This is a genomic window from Streptomyces sp. CB01580, assembly GCF_001905795.1.
Taxonomy (GTDB): domain Bacteria; phylum Actinomycetota; class Actinomycetes; order Streptomycetales; family Streptomycetaceae; genus Streptomyces.
This window is the reverse complement of sequence record NZ_LIXJ01000014.1, coordinates 55,784-78,751: the sequence shown is the minus strand read 5'-3', so window position 1 is coordinate 78,751 and position 22,968 is coordinate 55,784. Positions and strand designations below refer to the sequence as shown.

Here is a 22,968-nt window from a genome sequence, read left to right as displayed (position 1 = left end):
GCACGACGACGGTGAGCCGATCCGTACCTGCGCACGTACCTCGACGCCTGGCGGCGCATCCCGCGAACGCGGCCCGGCCGATGGGCGGAGGCTTCCTGGCCGGCCGACGATCCGGGTAGTCTTGCGCGGCGTCCTATGGCAGCGCTCAGTACGGGGGTGGCGGTGCACTTACACCGGAAGTGCGATACGTGGAACAGGCGTTGCCCTGTCCGACCGGGGCGACGATGACCGCAGGGGCCGGATCCCTGGTGGGTGTACGGCAGTCGGTCTCCTTGATCATTCCGGTACGGCTTCCGGTCGATCCGCGGGAGTGGGTCGAGGGCCCGATTCCCTTCGAGGCCGGCAACTACCGTACGGATACGGCCTCGCGGCAGGCGTACTTCACCCATGCCGCGGGGCGCGCACTGTACGGATCGGCCGAACGCCCGCGCCGTTGGCACCTCTTCACCGACATCGTGCACGGGGTCATGCGCTTGCACGGCATGGAGATCCTGCGCACACCGACCGCCGCCCGGCCGCGGCACGCCCTGGCCGTTCTGCACTTCACCGTGAGGTCCGCGGCGCTGCTGGACGTGCTGCGGGCACTTGGACACCGGCCCGGCGCCGGATCCGATCCGCTCAGCGGCCCCCTTGCCCCGGATGTCCTCCTCGACGGCATCGCGTCGCCCGCGGACACGGGTGCCCCCTTTGCCGTGGCCCACCCCTACACCGTGGCATTCCTGAGCCCGGGCGGCGGCGACGCCCCGGTGCTGCGCCGCGGGGGAGAGCTTCCGCCGACGGCCGACCGATGGCTGTGGGCCCTGGCCTCCCGTTCCGACAAGACGGACTTCCCCATCGCCCCCGAGCAGTTGCCGGCCCAGACCGAGCACGCGGTGCGGATCTCGGCGGACTGGAGCGCCCTCGTCCTGCGGCACGGCACGGCGTTCCTCGGGCACCGGCCGGACGGCGGTGAGGGCGACTTCTACGACTTCGCGGCGCTCCACGCCCGTTCCGTCTACCTCGACGCCCTGCTTCTCGGCATCGCTCAACGGGACCACATCGACGAACTGACGGACGGGCTGTCGGAAGTCTTCGACGGCCCCGACCTCGCCCGCCGCCTGACCGGTCTGGAACGGGACATCGCGAGCTTCCGCAGCACCTACTGGCGCCAGCACCTCACCGCCCACGGCCCGGCCAACGCGCTGCTCCTCGCCTACCACGAGCAGTACCGGCTGCCCGCCCGGTTCACCGACATACTCGCGGAGGCCGCCGACTACTCCAGGATCGTCCAGACGCAGGACGGACAGCAGATCGCCGGTGCGCTCGGGGTGCTCGCCATCCTCGGTCTGCCGCTCGGAACCGCGCTCAGCATTCTGCAGGTGCTCGGCGACGAGGATCCCGTTCATCTGCTGATCGCGCTCGGTGCCACCCTCGTCGCGACCGCGGCCGCCTTCACCACCCGGTACGGGCGGCTCGTGCTCGCTTCATTGCGCGGTGGTCCCGACCCTGACGAATGACGGGCGGCCGAGCCGATCGACCGAGCGGCCGACCGACACGGCAACCAAGCGGGACGGCACATGCGTGACACAGGCAAATGAGTGGCGCCGCGACCCCGCCGCAGATCAACTTGCATAAGAAAAACATGGGTTGTCACCATCCAGACACCAACTGCCGAACAGGACACGGTCGACGTGACGGTCAACGAGGGCGAGTCGTTCCGGCTTTACAGAAAGGCGCTGAGGTACGCCGAATCGGATCCGGAGGTGTTCCTCAGCACGGCACGACGAGCAGCGGAGTCGATTCTCTTGGACATTGCCATGCAGGAGGCCGTCGGCTCGAAGCCGACGCTCGAATCCCTGCTCACCGTGCTCACCACCAAGGGGCTCCTGCCCCGGAAGGTGGTGCTGGCCGTCCGGACCATTCAGAACTACGGCAACTACGGCAGCCACGCCCTCGAGCCGTCGGGCGAGGAGATCTCTGCGGAGGACGTACAGCCCTGTCTCACGGCGCTCACACAGCTTGCTGCCTGGTACGGGCGGACCGCGTCGTCGTTCGCGGAGAACGAGGGACGCGAGGCGCTGGCCGCCATGCAACGCGCGGCCGGGGCCACGCGGCTGGCCGACTCCACCCTGATCGTCGTGAAGGCACTGCTGCTGGGCTGTGGCTTCGAGGAGGTCATGGCCAGGTACAACCACCGGGTGGCGTACATACAGCTGCCCTGGTCGGACCAGTTGGTTCGGGATGTCGCACAAGGGCGGCTGGACCTCGCCATCTACAACGAGCAGCGGCTGCTGAAGATGACCGAGGACGAGAAGGAAGTCCAGTCACAGGTGGTGTCCGTCGGTCGTCTCGGGCACTCGATGGGCGGCCGGAACTTCTACCTCCTGGCCGCGCGCGGCGGCCGCTGGGGCCGGACGACGGCCGAGGAGTTCCTGGCGGATCCGGCCGGTGCGGAGATCGCCGTACCGAGGCACAGCGACATGTTCGCCAACGTGCTGTCGGCCTTCTCCACCGACGAGGACGGGCTCCGGGACATGGGCGTACGCGTTCTCGACGTACCGCATCACCTCGGGCTCGAACTCTTCCACCTGAACCGGGACGTGCTGGCCGTCGGCGGGCAGAACCTGCGGATGCACGCTCGTGACGAGGACGACTACTTCGAGCTGCTCAACTCCGACATGCTGCCGGCGGCCACGCAGGCACGATTACGGTCCGCCGCGGCCAATGTCCTCGTCGCCAACCGGGCCTGGCTCTCGGCGCTCGACACCAGGCCGAGCGACCTGTACCGGCAACTGATGCGCCGGTTCCACGACATGGGCTCGGACCAGACCCGGTTCGAGTCCGTCGTCGACGATCTGATTGCGCACGCCTCGTTCCCGCTGCAGAGCAGCCAGGTCAGCCGTGAACGGCTGGTGCGCCATGTCCTGTTCGAGAGCTACCGGCTGGGGGATCCGTGAGCGGCGTCGTCACAGCCACGCGACCCGGCCCGGTCCCCGGGTCCGGGAAGGTCCTGGTCCTGGGCGGAACCAACTTCGACGTCATCGTGCGGGCGGAGCGGTTCCCGGAGGAGCACGAGAAGGTCCGGGGCAACGCTTACACGGCCCTGCCCGGTGGGTCGGCGGCCAACACGGCGCTGGGGCTGGCCCGGCAGGGCTGCGACGTACGGCTCGTGTCGGCGGTCGGGGACGACGCGCTGGGCAGGCTGTGCCTGGACGACCTGGGCGCCGGAGGTGTGGACACATCGCTGGTCCGGGTCGACGCGGCCACGCGCACCAGCATGGCGATCGTGCTCTCCTCCGGCACCGGCAAGCGCATGATGACGTTCCCGGGTGCCGATCGCGATGCGGCGTTCGACGCCGTCGCGGAGGCCGACGTGCGGGACGTGGACCATGTGCACTTCGTGGGGGAGCCCACGGCGCCGCTCGCCCGGGTCGTCGGCCTCGCCCGCCGGTACGGCCGTTCCGTCTCGATCGAATGGAACGGCCGGGACATGAGCGGGCTTGCCGCGGGGCCGGGGCTCAACCTGATGAACGTCGACGAGGCGGCGCGCCTGCCCGGGGCCGATCCGGACGATGCGGCCGCCACCGCGCGGCGGTATGCGCGGCAGCTGTCGGGAAATGTGATCCTGACGCTCGGGGCGGACGGTGCGTTGTGGGCGGGACCGTCTGGCGAAGTCGTCCATGAACCGACGCGGGCCGTCGATCCGGTCGACCGGACCGGGGGCGGTGACGCCTTCGACGCGGGGGTCGTCGCCGGATGGCTGCTCGGCGAGCCGCCGTCGGCCTGCTTGCGCAGAGGGCTGACCGCGGCATTGCATGTGATCACGAAGATAGGAGCTCATCCATGACCAGGTGGCTTGGCGTCGCACTGCTTCCGCGTGCGGACCACACACGCTCGGCGATCCTGCTGCAGCAGAGCCTGGGCGGTGACCGGCCGCTGCGTCCTCCGCTGAGCGAGGACGGCAACCTGCCCCATCTGACCGTGTTCCAGGGGCCGTTCACCGACACGCTCGACCCCGAACGCGAGCTCGCCCGGATCAGTGCCTCGGTGGCATTGCCGAAGGAACTGTCGCTCGCGTCCGTCGGCGTCGTCCACCAGCCGACGGGCTGGCTGTTCGTGTCGGTCGAGAGGCCGACGCTGCTGCGGCAGCTCCAGGAGGCGGTCCTCGACCGCCTCGCGCCCCACCTCGACCGGGAGGCGTTCGACACCACGAAGGACACATCGCGGTTCACGGACAGCGAGCGCGCGAGCTTCGTGCGGTACGGGTACCGCTACACCGGCGACGCCTACGCACCTCACATCACCCTCGGCCGCACCGACGAGGAAGCCGCTCTCGAACTCGTCCGGACGGCGCCCGAGCGCACTCGTGTCCCCGTCGAGTGGACCTTCGACCGGCTCAGCTTCTACGTGATGGGCGAACATGGAGCCCACGCGGAGAAGGTGGCCGAACTTCCGCTGGCCAACGAGTGAATCAGCGGCCCGACGAGAGCCGGGGCCGACGGCAGGGCGGGCGCCACGACCAGTGGCAGGACATGCGACGCGTCGCCCAGGAGGCGGTGGACGCGGGAGTCCACTGGCTCATGGGGGACGGGACGCGCGAACCGTGGACACGCGCTCGGCTCAAGCCCTCCGGGGAGGAGGTCACAGCGGCCGACATCGAGGTCGAGCGCCGGATCACGCGGGTTCTCGAGGACTGCACCCCGGAGATCCCGGTGGTCGGTGAGGAGTCGGCCCATCCGGAACCACCGCCCTCGACCTGCTGGCTGCTGGACCCCATCGACGGCACGATGAACTTCACCCGTGGTGCGCCGGGCTACGCCCTCTCGCTCGCATACGTGACGGCGGGTACCCCTGTGCTGGGAGTGATCCACGCACCGCGCCTCGGACGACGGTGGAGCACCGGAGAGGCGGACGCAACGCTTCCGGCCATGTCCGACCGCGTCCGGACCCTCTCCCGGGCGGTCGTCGGTCTGACGGGGGCGGGACGCAGGAATCCCCGAACGGCGCGGCTCATAGGCCGCCTGTACACCGACGCCTACCGCGTCAGGCTGCAGGGCGCGATGAGCCTGGACCTGGCGGCGGTGGCCGAGGGCTGGCTCGACGCCTGCGTATGCCTCGGCCCGAAGCCCTGGGACGTGGCGGCGGGAACCGCTCTCGTGCGGGAACGCGGCGGGGTGGTGCTGGGGGAGGACGCCCGGGATTTCACCCTGCGATCGCCGGTCCTGGCAGCGGGCTCGCCCCCGGTCGCACGCAGACTGATCGCCCTCTGGGAGTCCACCGCGATCTGAACGGGGCCGAGCCGAGCGGCCCTTCCCGGTGGTTCGGCACCCTGTGGACGTGCGTCGGGTGCTCCCGGCGAGGGCCTGCCCGCGGTGCTCGTCAGCCGTCCGGCCGGTCAAAAACGACCTGCGGGACGTCCGTCCACATACCCACGCGTACCCAGATCGGCGCCCTCTGCCGGCCGTTCCTGTTCGATTACAGTGCTGCGCAGTCACAGGCGGGCTGCCCGACGGGGAGGGGCGCGGTGAGCACAGGGACCACGGCTGTCTGGGGCCGTGCCGAGCAGCAGGACTTCCGCAGCCGGGTGCGTGGCGCGTTGTTGGGCGGGGCCATCGGGGACGCGCTGGGAGCCGGGGTCCACGGGCTCACGCTTGAAGAGATCCGGGCCGCCCACGGCGCCGACGGCATCACCGACTTCGAGCCCGCGCACGGCGGGCGCGGTACCGTCACCGCCGTCACCCAGCTCAGCCTGTTCACCGTCGACGGGCTGATCCGCGCCCAGGTGCGGCGCGACACGGGTGCCTGGCACCCGCCCACCGATGTGCACCGGGCCCATCTGCGGTGGGCGGCCACCCAGCACGACTGGGGGCCCGACGAGCGGCGCGAGGACAACGGCTGGCTCGCCCAGCAGGAGTGGCTGTACGCGCGGCGCGCCCCCGCCCGTACCTGTCTGAACGGCCTGGGCGACACCACCATGGGCACGCTCGACAAGCCCAAGAATCCCACCGCGCGGGATTCGGCGGCCCTCACCCGCTCCGCGCCGTTCGGCCTGCTCGTCGGCTGGGAGTCCCAGCTCGTCCTCCAGTTGGCGGTCGAATGCGCCGCCCAGACCCACGGCCACCCGGCCGCCCTCCTCTCCGCGGGAGGTCTCGCCGTCATCATGCACGGACTGGCCCGGGGCGAGACCCTGGACGGTTCCGTCCAGCAAGCTCTGGCGCTGCTCGCGGAGCGCGAGGGGCACGAACCCGTCACCGAGGCGCTGAAACGGGCCCTCGGCACGGTGCGCCAGGGCATACCGGGCCCTGCTCTGATCGAGTCGCTGGGCGTCGCGGACACCGCGGAGGACGTGCTGGCCGTCGCCGTGTACTGCGCGCTGGTCAGCGAGGACATGCGGCACGGCCTGCGGCTGGCCGTCAACCACGGCGGCCCCTCCGCGGCCACGGGCTCCCTGTGCGGGGCACTGCTCGGCGCGCTGCACGGTGAGACCGCGCTGCCGCCCGCCTGGCTCGCGGAACTGGAGGGGCGGCCCACCGTTCTGGAGCTGGCCGACGACTTCGCGATGGAGATGACCCAGGGGCCCGCCCTGCACAGCCCCTCCGCCGCCGCCCGCGGTTGGCTGAACCGTTACCCGCGCCTCTGACCCTCCGGCGGCCGGTCGGCCATCCGCGCGTGAACCGTTGCCCGTACGTCGGATCCGCCGACCGCACGTGTGACGTGCCGCGGATCCGGTGGCGGCCCGGCCACCGGCCACGGGCGTCGTCCGCCGGCTGCCCACCACCTGCTACCGCATCAGCTCGCCCGCGTTGACCAGAAGCGACTGCCCGGTGATCGCCCGCGCCCGGTTCGAGGCCAGGAATGCGGCGGCCTCGGCGACGTCGCCGTCCGTGGCGAGGTCGGGCAGGGCCATGCGCCCGGTGAGCCGGCCGAGGACCTCGTCCTCGGGCACGCCCTCGGAGTGCGCCGTGAACCGTACGTACGCCTGCACCGGAGGGCCCCACATCCAGCCCGGCAGCACCGTGTTCACCCGGATCCGGTACGGGCCGAACTCCTGGGCCATGGAGTACATCGCCGAGGTCAGCGCCCCCTTCGAGGCCGCGTATGCTGCCTGCCGCACCTGGGTCGGGGCGGCCACCGACGACTGTGTGCCGATGAGGACCACCGAGCCGCCGCGTTCCTTGAGTCCGGGCAGGCAGGCGCGGGTCATCCGCAGCGTGCCGAGCAGATTGACGTCGACCACCGATCGCCAGGCGGCGAAGTCGGCGTCCTCGACCCCGCCGAAGTGGTCGTCGCGCGCCGCCACGTGGATCACCGCGTCGAGCCGCCCGAACCGCTCCAGCGCGAGCCCGGCGAGCGCCTCGCACTGCGCCTCGTCCGTGATGTCGGTGGCCCGGTGGGCGGTACGGCGGCCCTCCGGGTCGATCTCCGCGGCCGACCTGGCGAGGTTCGCGCCGGTGCGCGCCCCGAGAACCGCGTTGCCGCCGTCCCGTACCACCGTCGCCGCGATCTGGTGTCCGAGCCCGGCACCCACTCCGGACACGACGACGGTCTTCCCTGTGAGCGGCATCGTCGGCCTCCCGGCTCTGGCGGATTATCTGACGGAACGTCAGAGTAGATCGCCGTAGCGGGGTACGGAAGGGACATGGAAGGGACAACGAGGTGGAGACGGCATGAGCGATGGCATGAGTGGTGGCTCGGGCGATGGCTTCAATGACGGCGTGGACGACGGGACGCGCGGCGACATCTACGCCGAACCGGCCGCGTCGGGACCGTACGGAGTCCGCCCCGGTCATGCGTTGATCACCTTGGTCGAACCGCATCCGGGCCACGAGTACGCGTACAACCGCTGGTACGAGGACGACCACTACTACGCGGGCGCCATGGCGATGCCCTGGATGTTCGCGGGCCGCCGCTGGGTGGCCACCCGCGAACTGAGGGAACTGCGCTACCCGGAGAAGTCCGCCGTGGCCGAACCGGTCGGCGCAGGCTGCTACCTGTCGACGTACTGGGTGACGGAAGGGCGCTACGACGACCACATGCGCTGGACCGTCACGATCAACAAGCGGCTGAACCGGGACGGCCGGGTCCACCACGACCGTACGCACGTCTTCACGTCGTTCCAGAACCACGAGGCGACGGTCTACCGCGACGGTGCCGCGGGCCCGCGGGACTTCCATGCGCTCGACCACCCCTATCGGGGCCTGGTCCTCCAGGTGGTCGACGCGGAAGAGGCGGGGCGGCGGGCAGAGTTGCTGGAATGGCTGCGCTCGCGACACCTGCCGGAGCGGCTGGCGGGTTCACCGGCGGCGATGGTGACCGTCTTCCGCCCCACCCCGCTGCCCGGCGACCGCATGGCCTATGTGAAACAGGTCGAGGGCGTCGACACCCGGCTGACCCTGCTGTGGTTCCTCCAGGAGGACCCGCGGGAGTGCTGGGACGGTCACTTCACCGGACTCGACGTGGCTGTCGCGGGTGGAGTTGGTGGCGCCGTTCATCCCGACCGTGCCCGGTACAGACGCGTACGTCGATCAGCTGCGTTGAGGGGCGGGCCGGCCGTGCACCGAGCCGAGCGGCGGCCGGAGTGGCCGGGGGCTGGTGCGGCGGGAAGTGTTGGTGTGGCCGTCGGTGGCCGGCGGTGTCGGCACGGCCGTCGGGGCGAGGCCCCGGTGGAGCGGCGAGCCCTCTCGGCCAGGACGGCGAACCGGTCGAGAGGGCTGTCGGCAGCACCGGAACCGGTGCTGCGACGCGGGCTCCGAAGGACATCGATCAGGCGTCGACGGCGCCCTTGCCGATGTCATGTACGAAGGCGTTCCATGCGGCGGGGACGAAGTTGATCGAAGGGCCCTCGGGAGCCTTCGAATCGCGTACGGCGACGGCCTGCGCGAAAGGCGACCTGACTTCGACGCATGCGCCGTTGCCCCCGGAATACGAGGACTTCGTCCACTTGTCCGTAGCACCCTGACGAATGGCCATTTTCACTCCGCTTCAGTTTCAGAGAGTCGTGTGGTCGTGCGAAAAGCGCCAACAACGTTTTCGGTCAACGTTTTTCGTTGGCGTGATCGACGCTACTCGGCAAGCTCCTGGAGCGAAGGGGGCGTTCACTCGACCTAGTGGTATGTACCAGCCAGGTCTTCCTTGTGGGGCGGTGACGGTGTACCTTGCCGTCGCCGCCCCGAGAAATAGGCCCATTTCCAGCATCACGGACTTTTTGGTTCTCCCGTCAGAGGTCGGTGCGCCGGGCATATTCCTTCGCGATCTCGCCGATGAAAATCCGACTTTGTTCCACGTTCAGTGACTGCGCCCGCAGATGTTCGTACATGACGCTGTATCGCTGTACGTCGTGGGCCTTCTCCAGGTACAGATCGCTGGTGACGCCCTCGATGTAGACGACGCTGGAATCCGCGGCGTCCGGGAATTCCAGAACGGCGTACTGCCCGTTGATACCGGGGTGGGCGCCCATGCCGAACGGCAGCACCTGCACGGTGACATGCGGAAGGTGCGACAGCTCGACCAGCTGTTCCAACTGCTCGATCATCACCTGCTTGCCGCCGACCATGCGGCGCAGCGCCGACTCGTCGATGACCGCCCACAGTCGCAGGGGCTGCTCGGGCGTGGTGATCCGGTCCTGGCGGCGGGCCCGGACGGTGACGCGCTTCTCGATGTCGTTCGGCGGGGCCTCGGGCAGTGCGCCGTTGATCAGCGCCTCGGCGTAGCCCCGGGTCTGCAACAGCCCCGGAACCACCTGCGGTTCGTACACGCGAAGGGACTCGGCGTCGGTCTCCAGACCGATGTAGACGCTGTACGGGATGTCGCCGAAGGCGTGCCACCAGCCCTGCTGGCGCGAGTCCTTGGCCATCTGCATGAGCGACTCGACGATCCGGTGGTCCTCGACCTCGTACACTCCGCAGAGGTCGCGGACATCGCGCTGGCTGATGGAACGGCGGCCGTTCTCCAGTCGGCTGATCTTCGACTGGGAGACCAGCAGCCGTTCGGCCACCTCCTCGGCCGTCATGCCTTTGAGTTCGCGCAGTCGGCGCAATTCCTGGCCCAACCGGCGTCGCCTGACGGTGGGATTGACGTGGGACGGCACGGAAACAGCACCTCCGGCTATGTAGCTGTATGTAGTAGCTGTGCGTATCTACTGCTGAGCAGATTGCCACCCGCGGCAGGGGGTGCGCTGAGAAATGGACACAGACGAGTGCGCGGGGCAGCCGTGGTTGACGGCTGCCCCGCGCTCGGTGCGGCTCCCGGACCGGCTCCTGGGGATGACGGTGCGGCGGTGTTCGGTTGGGGTGGTCCCGTGGTGCTGATGGTGTTGATGGGGGTGGTGCTGTTGGTCTTGCTTGTGGCGTTGATGGTGCTGGTGGTTCTGGAGTTCGACGTGTTGCCGTGGTGCGGCGCTTTGACGTCGTGAGGTGCTGCGGTGGTGTGGTGCCGGTGTGGCTGTGCGGTGCTGCCGGTTGTTGCGGTGCTGCGGTGGAGCGACGTCACGTGATGTGGCGTGATGTGGTGCTCGTGTGCGGCGGTGGTGCGGTGCGTGGGCCGGTACGGCCCTAGCGGGCCGCGGTGTGCGCCATGCGGCCGCGACGCGACTGCGCTTGCGGTTGCAACGGCATTCCGCCCGCCTGGGTGCGGCGCGGTTGCGCGACCGCTCCGTTCTGGACGTCCATCACGGCATGTGCCACGAGTCCGCCCATCGGGTCGTGCCTGATCAGGTCCCGGAGCCGGGAGCGGGATGAACGCCCCTCGTTCCCGGGGTACAGATGCTTGCCGAGTCCGACCGCGTGGGCCAGTGCGGCGAGCGCCGCGGTCCGCGGGTCCGGCGGTACGCCGGTGCGGATCGCGCTGTCCAGCCTGGCCCTGATGTCCCGGCTGATTGCCGTGTCCGTCGCCTGGTAGCGAGTCGTCGGCAGTACTCCGCACATCTGGCCCGCCACGGCATGCACCATGCCGCACCGCTCCAGATGCGCGAGGTAGATCTGACGGAGCCCCAGCCGGGGTCCGCCGATCCAGTGGACCGCCCGGACCGGACTGCCGCGTCGGCGCAGCAGTTCCAGTGCGGAGTCCAGAGTCGGATCTCCTGTCGGCCGCGGCATCACCACGGCGATACGATCCCCGTCAGGGGCTATCCGTCCTGCCAGAGCCAGCTCCACTAGCTGAGCTCCGGCGAGGCCGAGGTCGAGCGACTGCGGCTGCGCTGTGGTACCCGTGGCCGGGTCCAGAGCGAGCAGCAGAAGCTCCTCCGGAATTGTTCTGCGGCTCCTGCCCATCCATGCCTCCCCGCGTGGATGAATGACAGGGTGACCCCTCTCACATTGGTCTGTCGAGAGTGCCTGGGTGCTTTGTATGGGAACCAGTAGGTATGTCGTTCTCGTCTAGCAGCCGAGGCCGGTGGTTCACACAGGACACTGGTAGATGGTTCGGACAGCGCGGGAATCCACCCCGCGGCGCATGGAGGAGGCATCGGTGGCGGGCGAGTCCCCCGACAGGTCGAAGCAGCAGAAGTCGTCGGGCACGGCTCGGAGCGAGAGTGATCCGCGGCTCGCCGTCTTCCGCGAAGAGTCCGCCGGGGGCGAGGGAGGCGGCGCCACGGACACCGCGACGGCCGTCCTCCGCACCGGGCCGTCCGGCGACGGTGACAGCGGGGACGAGGGCGCGGACGCCCAGGGCACCGGGAACGGCAGGGCGGACACGGCGACGGCCGTCTTCCGCACGCCGTCGTCGGCGCGCGCCGAGGGCTCTGGTGGCTCCGACGGCTCCGACGACTCCAATGGCCCCGACAGCTCCGATGCGGCGGGGCGCGCTGCCGAGGGCCGGAAGGACGCGGAGAGGCAGGCGACTTCGGAAGGTTCGGAGAGCCCGGAGGATTCGGCGGGGGCGTCCGACGCCGGTGCCGAGGGTTCGAAGGGCTCCGGCGGTGCTGCCGACGCGGACGCCGTGAAGCCCGAGCCGGGTGACGCGCGGCTGCGTGAGGCGGTCGCGGCTTGGGTGGCCAAGGACGACGGTCCGAAGAGCGACGACGACGCCGTGGAGCCCGCGCCGGCCGAGGACGCGGGAGCGGAGCGTACGGATGGCGAGGAGGCCGACTCCGAGGCTGCCGATGAGACCGAAGAGGGGGACAAGGGCTCCAGGAACTCCGGGGACTCCAAGGCCGACGCCGACAAGGACACCGAGGCCGACGCCGACGAAGCACCCCAGGGCGACACGGGGACCAAGGACGCCAAGGACGCCAAGGACGCCAAGGACGCCAAGGACGCCAAGGAGGCCAACGGCGACGAGCGCGGGGTCGATCAGCCGACCGCCGTCTTCAGGACGCCCGCCGCTGGGGCCGACCAGCCGACGACCGCGCTGAAGGTCACCCCGCCCCCGTCGAGGACGAAGCCGGGCTCGGAGCCGAAGCCCGAGTCCGACGCCGAGCGGACGAGCAAGTTCGTACCCCTGCGGCAGGACGACATACGACCGGCGAAGGAACCGGCGGGCGCCTCCGTGGCGACGCCCGGCGCACACCCCGCCGCGCCCTCGTTCGTCACCGCCGAGCGGACGACGCAGCAGCCGATGCCGCCCAAGCCGCCGCTCGACCTGCTGGCCGAGCTGACGAACACGCCCCCGCCGCCGGAAACGCCGGTCCGCGTAGCCGTCCGCAGGGTCAAGATCTGGACGCCGCTGGTCCTGCTCCTGCTGGTCGTCTTTGCGATCGTGCAGATGGTGCGCCCGCTCCCGGACCCCGAGCTGGGCCTGTCGGTGGAGTCCGCCTACACCTTCAAGGGGCAGCGCCCGGAGCTCGACTGGCCGTCGCAGGGGCAGTCCGCGGTGAGCGTGGACGGCATCGGCTCGATGGGCAGTGCGGGAGCGCAGAAGCCCGCGCCCATCGCCAGTGTCGCCAAGGTCATGACGGCGTACGTGGTCCTCAAGGACCACCCCCTCACCGGCAAGGAAGAGGGAGAGAAGATCACCGTCGACCAGCAGGCGGAGGACGAGTCCAAGCGTGAGGACGAGTCGACGGCGCCGATCACGAAGGGCCAGCAGTTCACTCAGAAGCAGCTGCTCCAGCTGCTGATGATTCCCTCGGGCAACAACGCGGCGCGGCTGTTCGCCCGCTGGGACTCCCCGTCCGAGAAGGAGTTCGTGGCGAAGATGAATGCCGCGGCCAAGGAACTCGGCATGACGAATACCAGGTACACCGACCCGAGCGGCCTGGACAAGTCCACCGTCTCCACCGCCGAGGACCAGATCAAGCTGGGCCGGGCGGTCATGCAGAACGACGTGTTCCGGGAGATCGTCGACACCCCGCAGATAAAGATTCCGGGCATCGACCAGGTGATCTACAACAACAACACGATTCTGCTGGAGCCGGGGGTGAGCGGCATCAAGACCGGCTCGTCCACCCCGGCCGGCGGCAACCTGCTCTGGTCCGCGAACACCGTCGTCGACGGGAAGAAGCTCTGGATCTACGGCGCCGTCATGGGGCAGCAGGCGGGTACCGGCCAGCCGTACGACAGCCTCGTCATGTCGCTGGAGAACAGCCTCAAGGTGATCAAGGGCGCGCAGAAGGCGGTCACGTCGGCCCAGGTCGTGAAGAAGGGGGACGTCGTCGGATACGTGGACGACGGCCTTGGCGGTCGTACCCCGGTGGTCGCGACCCGCGACCTGAAGGCGAAGGGCTGGCCGGGTCTCAAGGTGGAGCTCTCCATCTCGGACAACGGCAAGAGGGTCCCGAACAGCGCTTCGACAGGCACCGAGGTGGGTGTGGTGACCGTGGGCACCGGACCGGGCAAGGTCAGTGCCCCGGTGGCCCTCCAGGAGGAACTGAAGTCCCCGGGCTTCGGCCAGAAACTGACCCGGCTCGGCTGATCCGCTGCATCAGTGTCGAACGGACGGTGGCTCTGGGGGCTTTGCCCCCAGAGCCACCGTCCGTTCGACCGTGAGGTCAGCCGCAGTGTTCCCAGTTGCTGGTGTAGGAGGCCTCATTGATGCCGCCGCCCCACATCACACACTTGCCGCTCCCGGCAACCCGGACGGGACCGGCGTACGAGGTGTAGTTGCCCTCGTCCACCTTCCAGCTTCCACCCTCCACCTTGACCTTGGCGTGCATCAGGGTGGCGCCGCCTGCGGTTCCTCGTATGGTCACGACGCAGTTCGTGCTGCCGTTCCACAGGAGGTATGTCGTTGCCGCGGGGCTCGAGGAAAGCGCGTGGGAATCGATGACGCTGTAGCCAGAACCGCAGAGAGAGGCGGGGCTGGGTGCCGCGTAGGCCGGAGCCGTCGTACCGGCAACGAGTAGCGTGCCAGTTACGGCGGCAAGCGTGAACGTGCCTCGGCTGACCTCCCGGTTCTGCCAGATGCGTCCGGTCCATCTCGGTCAGGTACCCGGTCGACCGCATGGCGCGAAGAGCCCTTGATCGACGGAAAGCACTCGGACGGGGTTTGCCGGAAACCGTCCGGACGGGGCGAAATCCCTCGTGCTAGCGTCCCCGGAGCAACGTGGGGACAGAAGGACGCGTCTTCCGGCAATGACGCCCGTGCAGCAGATCGTCGGTTCCGGCGCGTCGGGGCGAGGACGGGAGAGAGTCGCAGTGACCACTGCTGAGCCCACATGGGCGAAGCGTCCTCCAGCCGGTGCGGACTCGGCCGAGGGTTCCGCGCGGGCCGGCGTACCGGGGGAGAGGGGCCGGGCGGGCCGTTTCAGGGAGCGATGCCGCCGCCATCCGGTCCTGCTGACGACCCTGGTCGCGGGCGCCGCGCATGTGCTCTGGTTCTTCGTCTTCGCGAACAGCGGTGGCGACCTCGCGGCGCAGGACGCCTGGGCCGAGTTCGTCGGCCGGCATCCCGGTACGGCGTACAACCTCGCCTGGTACGGAGGCATGCACCCCGTTTCGTACAGCGTGGTCTCGCCGTACGTGATGTCGGTGCTCGGTGTGCGTACCACGATGATGGTCGCCGGGACGGTGTCGGCCGGGCTGACCGCGCTGGTCCTGGTCCGGGTCCGGGCCGTCCGCAACCCGTTGGCCTGTTCCTTCGCCGGAGTGTTCGCGTACGTGTGCAACGCGGTGTCGGGGCGGGTGACCTTCGGGCTCGGCATGATGTTCGCGGTCGGCGCGGTCGCCGCGGTGTTCTGCTGGCCGCACCGGTGGCGGCACAGGCGTTGGGCGAAGGCCGCCGTCGCCGTCCCGCTCGCCGGGCTCGCGACCGCCGGCAGCCCCGTGGCCGGGCTCTTCCTCGGGATGGTCGCCGCCGCGCTCTTCCTGAACAAGCGACGCCCCGGCGCGTACGCCCTGGGGCTGGCACCGGTCGCGGTCGTGGCCGTGTCCGCGCTGCTGTTCCCGTTCTCCGGCACGCAGCCCATGTCGCTGGCGACGCTGTCGCTCCCCTTCCTCTTCGCGGTGCTCGTCTTCGTCCTCGTGCCGCGCGACTGGAAGACGGTCCGCACCGTGGCCGCCGTGTACGCCGTGGGGACGCTCCTGACCTATGTGTTCGACTCGCAGATCGGGTCGAACATCACCCGCATGGCGATGCTGTTCGCCGGTGTGGTGCTGCTCGCCGCGCTGCCGTACACCGCGCCGCGCTCCCGGCGCTGGTACGCGCTGGTGCTCGCATTCGTCGGGATGAACTTCTGGATCGGGTTCAAGAGCGTCGACGATGTCGTACGGACCGCCCCGGCCGCCTCCTGGACGCGCGAGCTGGCCCCGCTGGTCCATCAGCTCCAGGAGGTCGGGGCGGAGCGCGGGAGGGTCGAGGTCGTGCCCGCGAGCAGCCACCGGGAGGCGTCGGCGCTCGCGCCGTACGTGAACCTGGCCCGGGGCTGGAACCGGCAGGCGGACATGGAGCGCAACCCGCTCTTCTACGACGACACCCTGAACAGCGCCAATTACCGGCAGTGGCTCGACCGCTGGGCCGTGCACTACGTGGTGCTGCCCAAGGGGACGCCGGATTCCAGCGGTGCGGTGCAGGAAGCGGAACTGGTCGATGCCGGGCTGCCGTACCTGAAGCGGGTCTGGTCGGATGCCAACTGGCGGCTCTTCGAGGTCGACGACCCGGTTCCGCTGGCCGATCCGCCGGCCACGGTCGAGCGGGCCGCCGCGGAGGAGCTGACCATCCGTGTGAAGACGCCCGGTCGGATACTGATCCGTGTCCCGTACTCGCGCTGGCTGGCCCTCGTCGACGACACGGGCAAGAGCGTCGAGCGACCCCAGGAGACCGAGGAGTCCAAGGGGCGCGCGGACGAGAGCGGCCGCCGGACCTTCGTCAACACCAATGGCTGCCTGTCCAAGGTCGAGGAGAACGCGGACGGCGACGAGTGGACGGAACTGCTCGCGCCGAGGCCGGGCGTGTACCGGTTGGCCGCGCCCTACCAGCTGCTGCCCGGTACGCCGTGCCCGGACGAGCTGCGCTGAGCCGGATGCCGATGCGACGGCTTTTCGTTCGTGCCCGCGCCCGGTACGTCGATGTCTCGGGCTGCCAGAGGGCACAGCGGGGACGGTTCGGCCTTCACCGAACCGTCCCCGGCCTAGCGTCGGGGCATGACACCCAGCCCTGACCCGTCCGCCTTCCCTGTCTCGTCCGTTCCATCCGTCCCGCCTGCCCTGTCCGTCTCGTCTGCGCTGCCGCCCTCGTCCCTCTCGTCTGCGCGGCCCGCCTCGTCCGGCCCGTCCGCTCTCTCCGTCGATGCCTTTGAGCCCTTTGATGCCTTTGAGTCCTTTGGGGCCTTCGCCGCACTGCATCGTGCGGCCGGATCACCGCTCCTGATCCCCAACGCCTGGGACCACGCCTCGGCGTCCGCCCTCGCCGCGCAGGGCTTCCCGGCCATCGGGACGACCAGTCTCGGAGTGGCGGCCTCGGTGGGCGTGCCGGACGGTACCGGGGCGACCCGGGCGGAGACGCTGCTACTGGCCCGGCGGCTCGGGCAGGAGCCGTATCTGCTGTCGGTGGATGTGGAGGGCGGGTTCGGCGACGATCCCGGCGAGGTCGCCGAACTGGCCCGCGAGCTCGCGGACGCCGGGGCGGTCGGCATCAACCTGGAGGACGGCCGTCCCGACGGCACACTCGCTCCGGCGGAGGTGCATACGGCGAAGATCGCGGCGGTGAAGTCCGCCGTGCCGGAGCTCTTCGTCAACGCCCGTACGGACACGTACTGGTTGGGCGTCGACCGGGCAGCGGAGGAGACGGAGCTCAGGCTCCACGCGTACGAACAGGCGGGCGCGGACGGTGTGTTCGTGCCGGGGCTGGCCGCCCCCGTGGCGATCGCCGCTCTGGTGAAGCGGCTCGAAGTGCCGCTCAACATCCTCTACAGCCCTTCCGGGCCGACCGTTTCCCAGCTCGGTGATCTGGGCGTACGCCGGGTGAGTCTCGGATCGCTGCTGTTCCGGACGGCGCTCGGCGCGGCGGTGCGCGCGGCGACGGACATCCGCGCGGGCGGGTCCGCGGTGGACGTCCCCGTGGGCCGGTCCGCGGCGGACATTCCCGTGGGCCGGTCCGTGGCGGACATTCCCGTGGCGGACGGCAGCGTGCCTACGTATGCGTGGGTACGGGCCCTGAGTGGTTGAGCGGCCCCCGGGGCTCCGGCCGCTGCTCCGTCTGCTCCGGCTGCCCTGTCTGCGCCGACCGTTCAATCCGGCCCGGCCGCTCCGGCTGCTTCGTCTGTCCCGGCTGCTGCTCCAGCTGCTCCGCCTGTCCCGGCCACAGCTCCGACTGCCCTTTCTGCTCCGTCCGCGTCGGCCGTCACGTCCGTTCCGTCTGTCCCAGACGCTCCAGGAAGCGGCGCTGACCGGTGAGGACTCCGTCGGCGAACAGGGCTCGGGGCGCGAACAGCGCGGCCAGGGTGAGAGCGGTGTCGGAGCGCTCGATGTCATGCCTCACCAGGGAGTGCGTGGCGTCCGGGAACTTCCGCACCTCAAGGGTTCCGGGCGGGAGGATCGCGCGGTAGGTCCGCTCCGTCTCGGCGACGTCCACGTTGGTGTCGTGACCGCCCAGAACCAGCAGGACGGACGTACCACGCATCGCCCGCAGGTCCGCGGTGGCGTCGGAGGTGTAGTTCTTGGCGATGAACCGCCAACGGTCTGCTGTCATGTCCTCGTTGCCCCCGGAGCCCTCGGGGCCCTCGGCGTTCCTCATCGCGCTGTGGTACTCCTCGACGGAAGCGCCCCTGCGCAGCAGCCGCAGCATCGTCTCCCGGCGGTGCAGCGCGGCGGCCCGCTCCTCGTCGGAGGCGCCGTCGCGGCGTAGCTCCGCGAGGAGGTTGTACCGCCCCTGCCGCTGCCAGTCGATGGCGGGAGCGACCGCGATGACGAACCGCAGCCCGGCATCGCGCGCGGCCACCTTCGGCATCACCCAGCCCGCCTGGCTGGCTCCCCACAGGCCGATGCGGCGGCCGTCGATGTCCGGTCGGGCGCGGGCCCACGCCACGGCGGCCAAGGTCTCGTCGGCCCGGTCCTCCATGCTCTGGTCCAGCCAGTTGCCCTCCGAGCCCGCCACGCCGGGCTTGCTGAAGGACAGCGAGGCGCATCCGGCGCGGGCGAAGGACTCCCAGGTCGGCCGGTAGAACGTGTCGTGCGTCGCGTCCATCGGCCCGTCCCCGTGCACGAAGACGACCAGCCCGAACGGTCCGTCCCCCGACCCGGGCAGCGCCAGCACCCCGTCGAGCGTCGTGTCTCCGTGCCGCAGAGTGACGTGTCCCTCGCGCAGGTCGTAGTCGTTCTGCCAGACCACGACCGCCACCGCCGAGGCGGCCAGCAGCGACAGCGTGATCAGCACCCCCGCCAGCACCCGCCACCTGCGGCGTCGGCCCGCTCCGGCGCGTCTCCCGAGCGGCATGATCCACCACCTTTTCTATCGAATTCAAAACGCTCGTAAATTTTACGAACGTATTAGACTTGAAGGGAGGGGGTTGGCAACTGCCGCCCGGGTGAGCCGCGGGAGCGAGATGGTGGAAAAGATCGAAAAAGGGCTGTGAAGGGTGAGGAGTTCAGAAGGGCAGGGAGGGTGAACTCGTGATGGACGGCAGCGCGGTGAGCCCGGTGCGCCGCGGTCGCGGGATCGCCGGCGTGCTGTTGCAGGAGATCGCCCGCCCTGGCAGCCGACCACGGCTGCCGACGCGTCCGGCTCGACATCGTCGACGTCGACTCGCGGGCCCGCGTTTCACCCTGCTCTGGGCCATCGGCCGCGCTCACCGGGGCGAACCGCGGCTGCTGTCCTGGGGCGAGACGGAGGAGGCCGTCCGGGTGCTCCTGAAACGCCACGGCATGAGAGGGGAGCGCCCGCGTCCCGACTACCCCGTGGCGGCCCTGCACCGGGCCGGGCTCTGGTCCCTTCCCGGGGTCGCGGGAGACGTGCCCACCGCCCACGGCGACTCCGGGCTCCGGAGTTGGTTCGCCGACAACCAGCCGGTCGGCGGCCTTATCGAGCCGGTGTACGACCTACTGAACCGGTCGGGCGAGGCCCGGCTCGCCGTGATCGACCAATTGCTGTGCAGGTTCTTCGACGGCCTTGAGTACGAGGAACTTCTCGCCGATGTCGGCCTGTACGACGACGGGGTGGCCGAGGACGCGGCAGCCGAGGACCCACCGCATCCACAGGACCGGGCGGATCGGGCGGACCGATCGGAGGAACCGGAGGAGCCGGAGGAGTCGGAACGGTGGCCGGTCGAGGCCGCCCGGTACGAGCGCCTCTGCCGAATCGTCGAGCACAGGGAGGCGGAGAACCACGGAAAGCGGGCCACCCGGACCGTACGCAACCCGATCCGTTCGGCCTCGGCCCGCGCGGCGGTTCTGTCTCGCAGCCAGGGCCGTTGCGAGAATCCGCACTGCACGGGCCAGCCCACCGACGTGACCGATGCCCGTCTGCCGATCATCGAGGTCGACCATGTCGTGGGCCTGGCTCTCGGCGGACGTGACCACCCGATGCAGATGGTGGCCCTCTGCCCGAACTGTCACGCCGTGAAGACACGAGGCAGCACCCGGGAAGCGCTCCGCGCCGTCCTGCTCGCGGTGGCGGCGGAACGCCATGCCGCCCTGAGCCGGAGCGCAGAGGAAACGCAGCCTTTCCGCGCCGCCATGCCGTCAGGCGATCTCGACGAGTACGTCGGGGATGTCCAGGGCGGTGGTACGACTGCCGTCGGAGGTGTGGCACTTGGAGAGTGACAAGTGAGTCAGGTTCGCGAACCGCGCAAAGGCGTGACGGTCGCGGGGCGGTGAAGTCCTCGGCGCGCAGCCATTCCGCGCCGGCCGCCGCCTCCCGTCGTCCCCGTCGGCCCGCAGGCTGACGTAGGCGACCGAGACGCGTACCCGGGGTCCGGAACGCGTGCTTGAGATACGGCTCCAGCCGGTCGAACACCGCATTCGTGATCTGCTCGAACTGCTGCCGGACCTCGCGCTGGAGCCGCACACCCGGCACCCGTACACGGACCAGCTCCTCCATGGGCAGCGCACGTTCCTGCTCCCGCCGTCCGCTGCCAAGCCACCACTGGCCCGCGGCGTTCGCCACCGCCGTGCCCAGCCGCAGCGCCGCCGTCTCAGCGATCAGCGGATCCCGCTCTTTCTACGCGCCGCCACGGGCATGGACTGTGGCAGCCGACTGACAGCGGCATGTCGACGCTGTCGGTCGGCTGCCGCTCGGGCCCATTCGGACCGGACCGTCAGGCCACCCCTGGCCGTCCCGGCAGCCAGCCTCCCCGGCCCCTGGCCTCCCCGGCCCCTGGCCTCCCCGGCCCCTGGCCTCCCCGGCCCCTGGCCTCCCCGGCCCCTGGCCTCCCTGGCCCCCGGCCCCCAGCCCGTCAGGCCACCTCGATGCCGTATTCCTGGACCAGCTCCTCCAGGCCGCCCCGGTACCCCTTGCCGCCGACCACGAAGTCCCAGTCGCCTCCGGCACGGCGGCGGAAGGAGCCGAGCACCAGGGCCGTCTCGTGGGGGCGGCCGTCGGAGACCTCCAGCCGGTCCAGTTGGGTGCCCTCGGAGTCGAGCAGCCGGATGCCCGCCTGAGTGAACCCCGACAGGTCTGCCGCCGGATTGAGCTCGGGATCGACCGCGGCGACGATGACGAGGCGGTCGGCCCGCTCGGGGAGCGCGTCGAAGGCCACGCGGATGGCAGCCCTGTCGGGTGCGCCAGGGGGAAGCGCACGGACCGCGCCGTCGGGCGTTCGAGGGTTGTTGAAGAAGACGAAGTGGTCGTCGTCCAGGACACTGCTGCCCCGGCAGACGAGCGCGCACACGTCCAGCGCGACGCCCCCGGCCCAGTACATGCCCAGCACGTTGTGGTCGTCGGCCCCGGCCGCGGGCTCGTCGTCGGGTGCCGTCCGCGGAGCCGGTACGGCGCGCTCGCCACTGCCCAGCCGTCCGCGCAGTCCGTGGCGGTGGAGCAGGTCGACGAGTTCGGGGCCCGAGACCAGTTCCAGGGGCTTCCCGTTGGCGAAGGTGTGCGAGCCCGGGCCGAACCGGGACGTCGTGACCAGGACGCCCTTGTTGGCACCTGCGTCCTGGACGGTGCCGTACAGGTCACGTACCGCGGTCGGAGGCACGGTGTTCCGGTAGCGCTTGACCTGCACGACGATCTTGCCGCCGCGAATCGGGGCCGGGTCCAGGGCGTCGACGTCCACGCCGCCGTCGTTGGAGCGCTGAGTCGTCACCGCCTGCATGCCCATGGCCCGGAAGAGGTCCGCGACCAAGGACTCGAAGGCGATCGGATCCATCTCGTACAGGTCCGGCTCCTCGTCCCCACCGTGCGTGACGACACCGTCGCCGACATCCTCGGGAACCCGTACGGGGCGCACCGTCGCGCACTGGTCGGGGCGTGCCGACAGCTGTCCCCGCAGGCCGTTCACCAGGCAGTCGACAGGATTCACCTGTTCCAGGTGCAGTTCGGCGAAGGTGGAACGCGTGGCCATGACGGTGGCCAGGAACATGTGCGTCCGTCTGCCGGTCGCGGGGTCGTGGTCGTCCACGAATCCGTTCAGGGCGACCGATTCCAGCGCGCCGAACTCGTCCGCCCCGAAGAGGTCGTGCAGAACCAGCAGGAGGCACTGCGCGAGCACGTCCCGGTACAGGGAGCGGCGCTGGGCCACGGGCCGGGCCGTTTCCTTCTCCTGGTCGGCGGTGGGCATGTAGCGCACCGACTTCGTCTCCGGGACGACGTCGTACTTCGGCAGTTCCCAGTTCAGTACGAGCTGGCGTGCGGCGGAGTCGTACGCGGCCGACACCTGGCGCGGCAGGTCATCGGGCCATGAGGTGGAGGCGTAGAGAGCGGCGGAGAAGTACTCCACCGCGGCCTCGGGATCCTTGTTGCGAAGCCCCGCCGTCATCTCTGCGATACCGGCGTTGTGCCGTCGGATCTCCGCCAACTGTGCGTCGGCCCAATGCTGGTACTGAAGCTGGTAGGCGGCCAACTGCTGCCTGCGCTGCGCCTCCGCCGCCTGTGCGGCGTGCCAGTCGCGCTCGAACCGGGACTGTGCCTCCGCCTGGGCCTGGGCTCGTCGCGAGGCCGCCCAACCGCCTTGCGGCTGGTACTGGTTCGGGTCCGGCATCCGGATCGGATGGGCGAGCTGCCCCGGGGAGAACGCCTCGACCTGTTCGGGCCGGGTCAGTGCGCCCGCTCTGAAGGCCGGGGCCCGACACCCCTCCGCCAGCAGCCCCTGTAACGACTCGACGCGCGCGTCGAGTTCCTCCGTACGTCGCCTGGCCTCCGCCTCGCGATGCTGCCGGTAAGCCGCCCGCTGCTCACGCTGGGCTCGTGCCAACTCCCTGTCATAAGCGCGTTGTTGTCGCTCCTGATCCCGTTGATACCTGGCTTGCGCCTCCAGTCGGCGTTGCTGTTGGCGCTGCGCCTCGGCCCAGATACCGACCAACCCATTGGAGCGACGACTCATGCTCTGCAGGCCCTCCCCACCAGGCACCCGGCACCCCTGCACCAGGCCCTGGCCCCATAACCAGCGGTGATGGGCCGACTCTAGTCGGCAACCACGGACTCGCCCATCCGGTTGCCGCAGATTGCAGCATTTCGCCAGGGGTG

Annotated in this window: 17 protein-coding genes and 2 pseudogenes; 11 read left to right on the top strand and 8 right to left on the bottom strand. The window is 70.1% G+C overall.

What is annotated here, in order from left to right:
* Positions 1–224 precede the first annotated feature (224 nt).
* From AMK22_RS20785 to AMK22_RS20760, 6 genes are all read left to right on the top strand, one after another.
* On the top strand, positions 225–1,496 hold the full coding sequence (locus tag AMK22_RS20785) for a hypothetical protein (RefSeq protein ID WP_073787095.1): 1,272 nt from the start codon (positions 225–227) through the stop codon (positions 1,494–1,496).
* 174 nt (positions 1,497–1,670) lie between these two features.
* Positions 1,671–2,936 (top strand): DUF4145 domain-containing protein, encoded by a 1,266-nt coding sequence (locus tag AMK22_RS20780; protein WP_073787093.1) that lies wholly within the window; start codon positions 1,671–1,673, stop codon positions 2,934–2,936.
* Positions 2,933–3,826 (top strand): carbohydrate kinase family protein, encoded by an 894-nt coding sequence (locus AMK22_RS20775; RefSeq protein ID WP_073787091.1) that lies wholly within the window; start codon positions 2,933–2,935, stop codon positions 3,824–3,826. Before AMK22_RS20780 ends, AMK22_RS20775 begins: the two co-directional genes overlap by 4 nt.
* The gene (locus tag AMK22_RS20770; protein WP_073787089.1) at positions 3,823–4,449 is read left to right on the top strand and encodes a 2'-5' RNA ligase family protein; all 627 of its coding nucleotides are present in this window, start codon (positions 3,823–3,825) and stop codon (positions 4,447–4,449) included. The genes AMK22_RS20775 and AMK22_RS20770 overlap by 4 nt, the downstream gene beginning before the upstream one ends.
* Positions 4,446–5,267: an inositol monophosphatase family protein gene (locus AMK22_RS20765; RefSeq protein WP_242434071.1), complete on the top strand. Its 822-nt coding sequence runs from the start codon at positions 4,446–4,448 to the stop codon at positions 5,265–5,267. The genes AMK22_RS20770 and AMK22_RS20765 overlap by 4 nt, the downstream gene beginning before the upstream one ends.
* 236 nt (positions 5,268–5,503) lie before the next feature.
* Positions 5,504–6,619, top strand: a complete 1,116-nt coding sequence (locus AMK22_RS20760) for an ADP-ribosylglycohydrolase family protein (protein ID WP_073787087.1) — start codon at positions 5,504–5,506, stop codon at positions 6,617–6,619.
* A gap of 141 nt (positions 6,620–6,760) precedes the next feature.
* Here AMK22_RS20760 and AMK22_RS20755 read toward each other — a convergent pair whose 3' ends face one another.
* Positions 6,761–7,543: an SDR family oxidoreductase gene (locus tag AMK22_RS20755; protein WP_073787085.1), complete on the bottom strand. Its 783-nt coding sequence runs from the start codon at positions 7,541–7,543 to the stop codon at positions 6,761–6,763.
* A 115-nt stretch (positions 7,544–7,658) separates the two neighbouring features.
* Between AMK22_RS20755 and AMK22_RS20750 the strand changes: the two are divergent.
* Positions 7,659–8,517, top strand: a pseudogene (locus tag AMK22_RS20750) (hypothetical protein).
* A gap of 225 nt (positions 8,518–8,742) precedes the next feature.
* On the opposite strand, the gene AMK22_RS20745 reads toward AMK22_RS20750, so the two are convergent.
* The 3 genes from AMK22_RS20745 to AMK22_RS20735 all read right to left on the bottom strand — a co-directional run bounded on the left by AMK22_RS20745 (position 8,743) and on the right by AMK22_RS20735 (position 11,246).
* Complete coding sequence (locus AMK22_RS20745) at positions 8,743–8,949, bottom strand: DUF397 domain-containing protein (protein WP_073787083.1); 207 nt, start codon at positions 8,947–8,949, stop codon at positions 8,743–8,745.
* Positions 8,950–9,196: 247 nt separating this feature from the next.
* Complete coding sequence (locus AMK22_RS20740; protein WP_073787081.1) at positions 9,197–10,066, bottom strand: helix-turn-helix domain-containing protein; 870 nt, start codon at positions 10,064–10,066, stop codon at positions 9,197–9,199.
* Positions 10,067–10,529: 463 nt separating this feature from the next.
* On the bottom strand, positions 10,530–11,246 hold the full coding sequence (locus AMK22_RS20735) for a GOLPH3/VPS74 family protein (RefSeq protein ID WP_073787079.1): 717 nt from the start codon (positions 11,244–11,246) through the stop codon (positions 10,530–10,532).
* Between the two features lie 145 nt (positions 11,247–11,391).
* Here AMK22_RS20735 and AMK22_RS20730 point away from each other — a divergent pair, with 145 nt between their 5' ends.
* On the top strand, positions 11,392–13,827 hold the full coding sequence (locus AMK22_RS20730) for a serine hydrolase (RefSeq protein ID WP_242434070.1): 2,436 nt from the start codon (positions 11,392–11,394) through the stop codon (positions 13,825–13,827).
* 76 nt (positions 13,828–13,903) lie between these two features.
* On the opposite strand, the gene AMK22_RS41085 is transcribed toward AMK22_RS20730, so the two are convergent.
* Positions 13,904–14,104, bottom strand: a complete 201-nt coding sequence (locus AMK22_RS41085) for a hypothetical protein (protein WP_242434069.1) — start codon at positions 14,102–14,104, stop codon at positions 13,904–13,906.
* 445 nt (positions 14,105–14,549) lie between these two features.
* Here AMK22_RS41085 and AMK22_RS20720 point away from each other — a divergent pair, with 445 nt between their 5' ends.
* Positions 14,550–16,367, top strand: coding sequence for a hypothetical protein (locus tag AMK22_RS20720; RefSeq protein WP_073787260.1), 1,818 nt, complete (start codon positions 14,550–14,552; stop codon positions 16,365–16,367).
* A 126-nt stretch (positions 16,368–16,493) separates the two neighbouring features.
* Positions 16,494–17,516: an isocitrate lyase/PEP mutase family protein gene (locus AMK22_RS20715; RefSeq protein WP_079186305.1), complete on the top strand. Its 1,023-nt coding sequence runs from the start codon at positions 16,494–16,496 to the stop codon at positions 17,514–17,516.
* A 175-nt stretch (positions 17,517–17,691) separates the two neighbouring features.
* On the opposite strand, the gene AMK22_RS20710 is transcribed toward AMK22_RS20715, so the two are convergent.
* Positions 17,692–18,783, bottom strand: a complete 1,092-nt coding sequence (locus AMK22_RS20710; RefSeq protein WP_073787075.1) for an alpha/beta hydrolase family protein — start codon at positions 18,781–18,783, stop codon at positions 17,692–17,694.
* A gap of 176 nt (positions 18,784–18,959) precedes the next feature.
* Here AMK22_RS20710 and AMK22_RS41080 point away from each other — a divergent pair, with 176 nt between their 5' ends.
* Positions 18,960–20,108: an HNH endonuclease signature motif containing protein gene (locus AMK22_RS41080; RefSeq protein WP_443333307.1), complete on the top strand. Its 1,149-nt coding sequence runs from the start codon at positions 18,960–18,962 to the stop codon at positions 20,106–20,108.
* A 163-nt stretch (positions 20,109–20,271) separates the two neighbouring features.
* Here AMK22_RS41080 and AMK22_RS42395 read toward each other — a convergent pair.
* A pseudogene (locus AMK22_RS42395) lies at positions 20,272–20,463 on the bottom strand (NACHT N-terminal Helical domain 1-containing protein); the annotation flags it as partial.
* Positions 20,464–20,740: 277 nt separating this feature from the next.
* Positions 20,741–22,825 carry a restriction endonuclease gene (locus AMK22_RS20695; RefSeq protein ID WP_199883277.1) on the bottom strand — a complete coding sequence of 695 codons (2,085 nt, stop codon included), beginning with the start codon at positions 22,823–22,825 and terminating at the stop codon, positions 20,741–20,743.
* Positions 22,826–22,968: the final 143 nt, after the last annotated feature.

Excerpts from the sequence above, each read along its gene's own strand:
- AMK22_RS20735 (WP_073787079.1), bottom strand. The coding sequence starts at position 11,246 with ATGGGCAGGAGCCGCAGAACAATTCCGGAGGAGCTTCTGCTGCTCGCT.
- AMK22_RS20715 (WP_079186305.1), top strand. The coding sequence starts at position 16,494 with ATGACACCCAGCCCTGACCCGTCCGCCTTCCCTGTCTCGTCCGTTCCA.
- AMK22_RS20770 (WP_073787089.1), top strand. The coding sequence starts at position 3,823 with ATGACCAGGTGGCTTGGCGTCGCACTGCTTCCGCGTGCGGACCACACA.
- AMK22_RS20695 (WP_199883277.1), bottom strand. The coding sequence starts at position 22,825 with ATGAGTCGTCGCTCCAATGGGTTGGTCGGTATCTGGGCCGAGGCGCAG.
- AMK22_RS20730 (WP_242434070.1), top strand. The coding sequence starts at position 11,392 with ATGGTTCGGACAGCGCGGGAATCCACCCCGCGGCGCATGGAGGAGGCA.
- AMK22_RS20710 (WP_073787075.1), bottom strand. The coding sequence starts at position 18,783 with ATGCCGCTCGGGAGACGCGCCGGAGCGGGCCGACGCCGCAGGTGGCGG.
- AMK22_RS20785 (WP_073787095.1), top strand. The coding sequence starts at position 225 with ATGACCGCAGGGGCCGGATCCCTGGTGGGTGTACGGCAGTCGGTCTCC.
- AMK22_RS20755 (WP_073787085.1), bottom strand. The coding sequence starts at position 7,543 with ATGCCGCTCACAGGGAAGACCGTCGTCGTGTCCGGAGTGGGTGCCGGG.
- AMK22_RS20745 (WP_073787083.1), bottom strand. The coding sequence starts at position 8,949 with ATGGCCATTCGTCAGGGTGCTACGGACAAGTGGACGAAGTCCTCGTAT.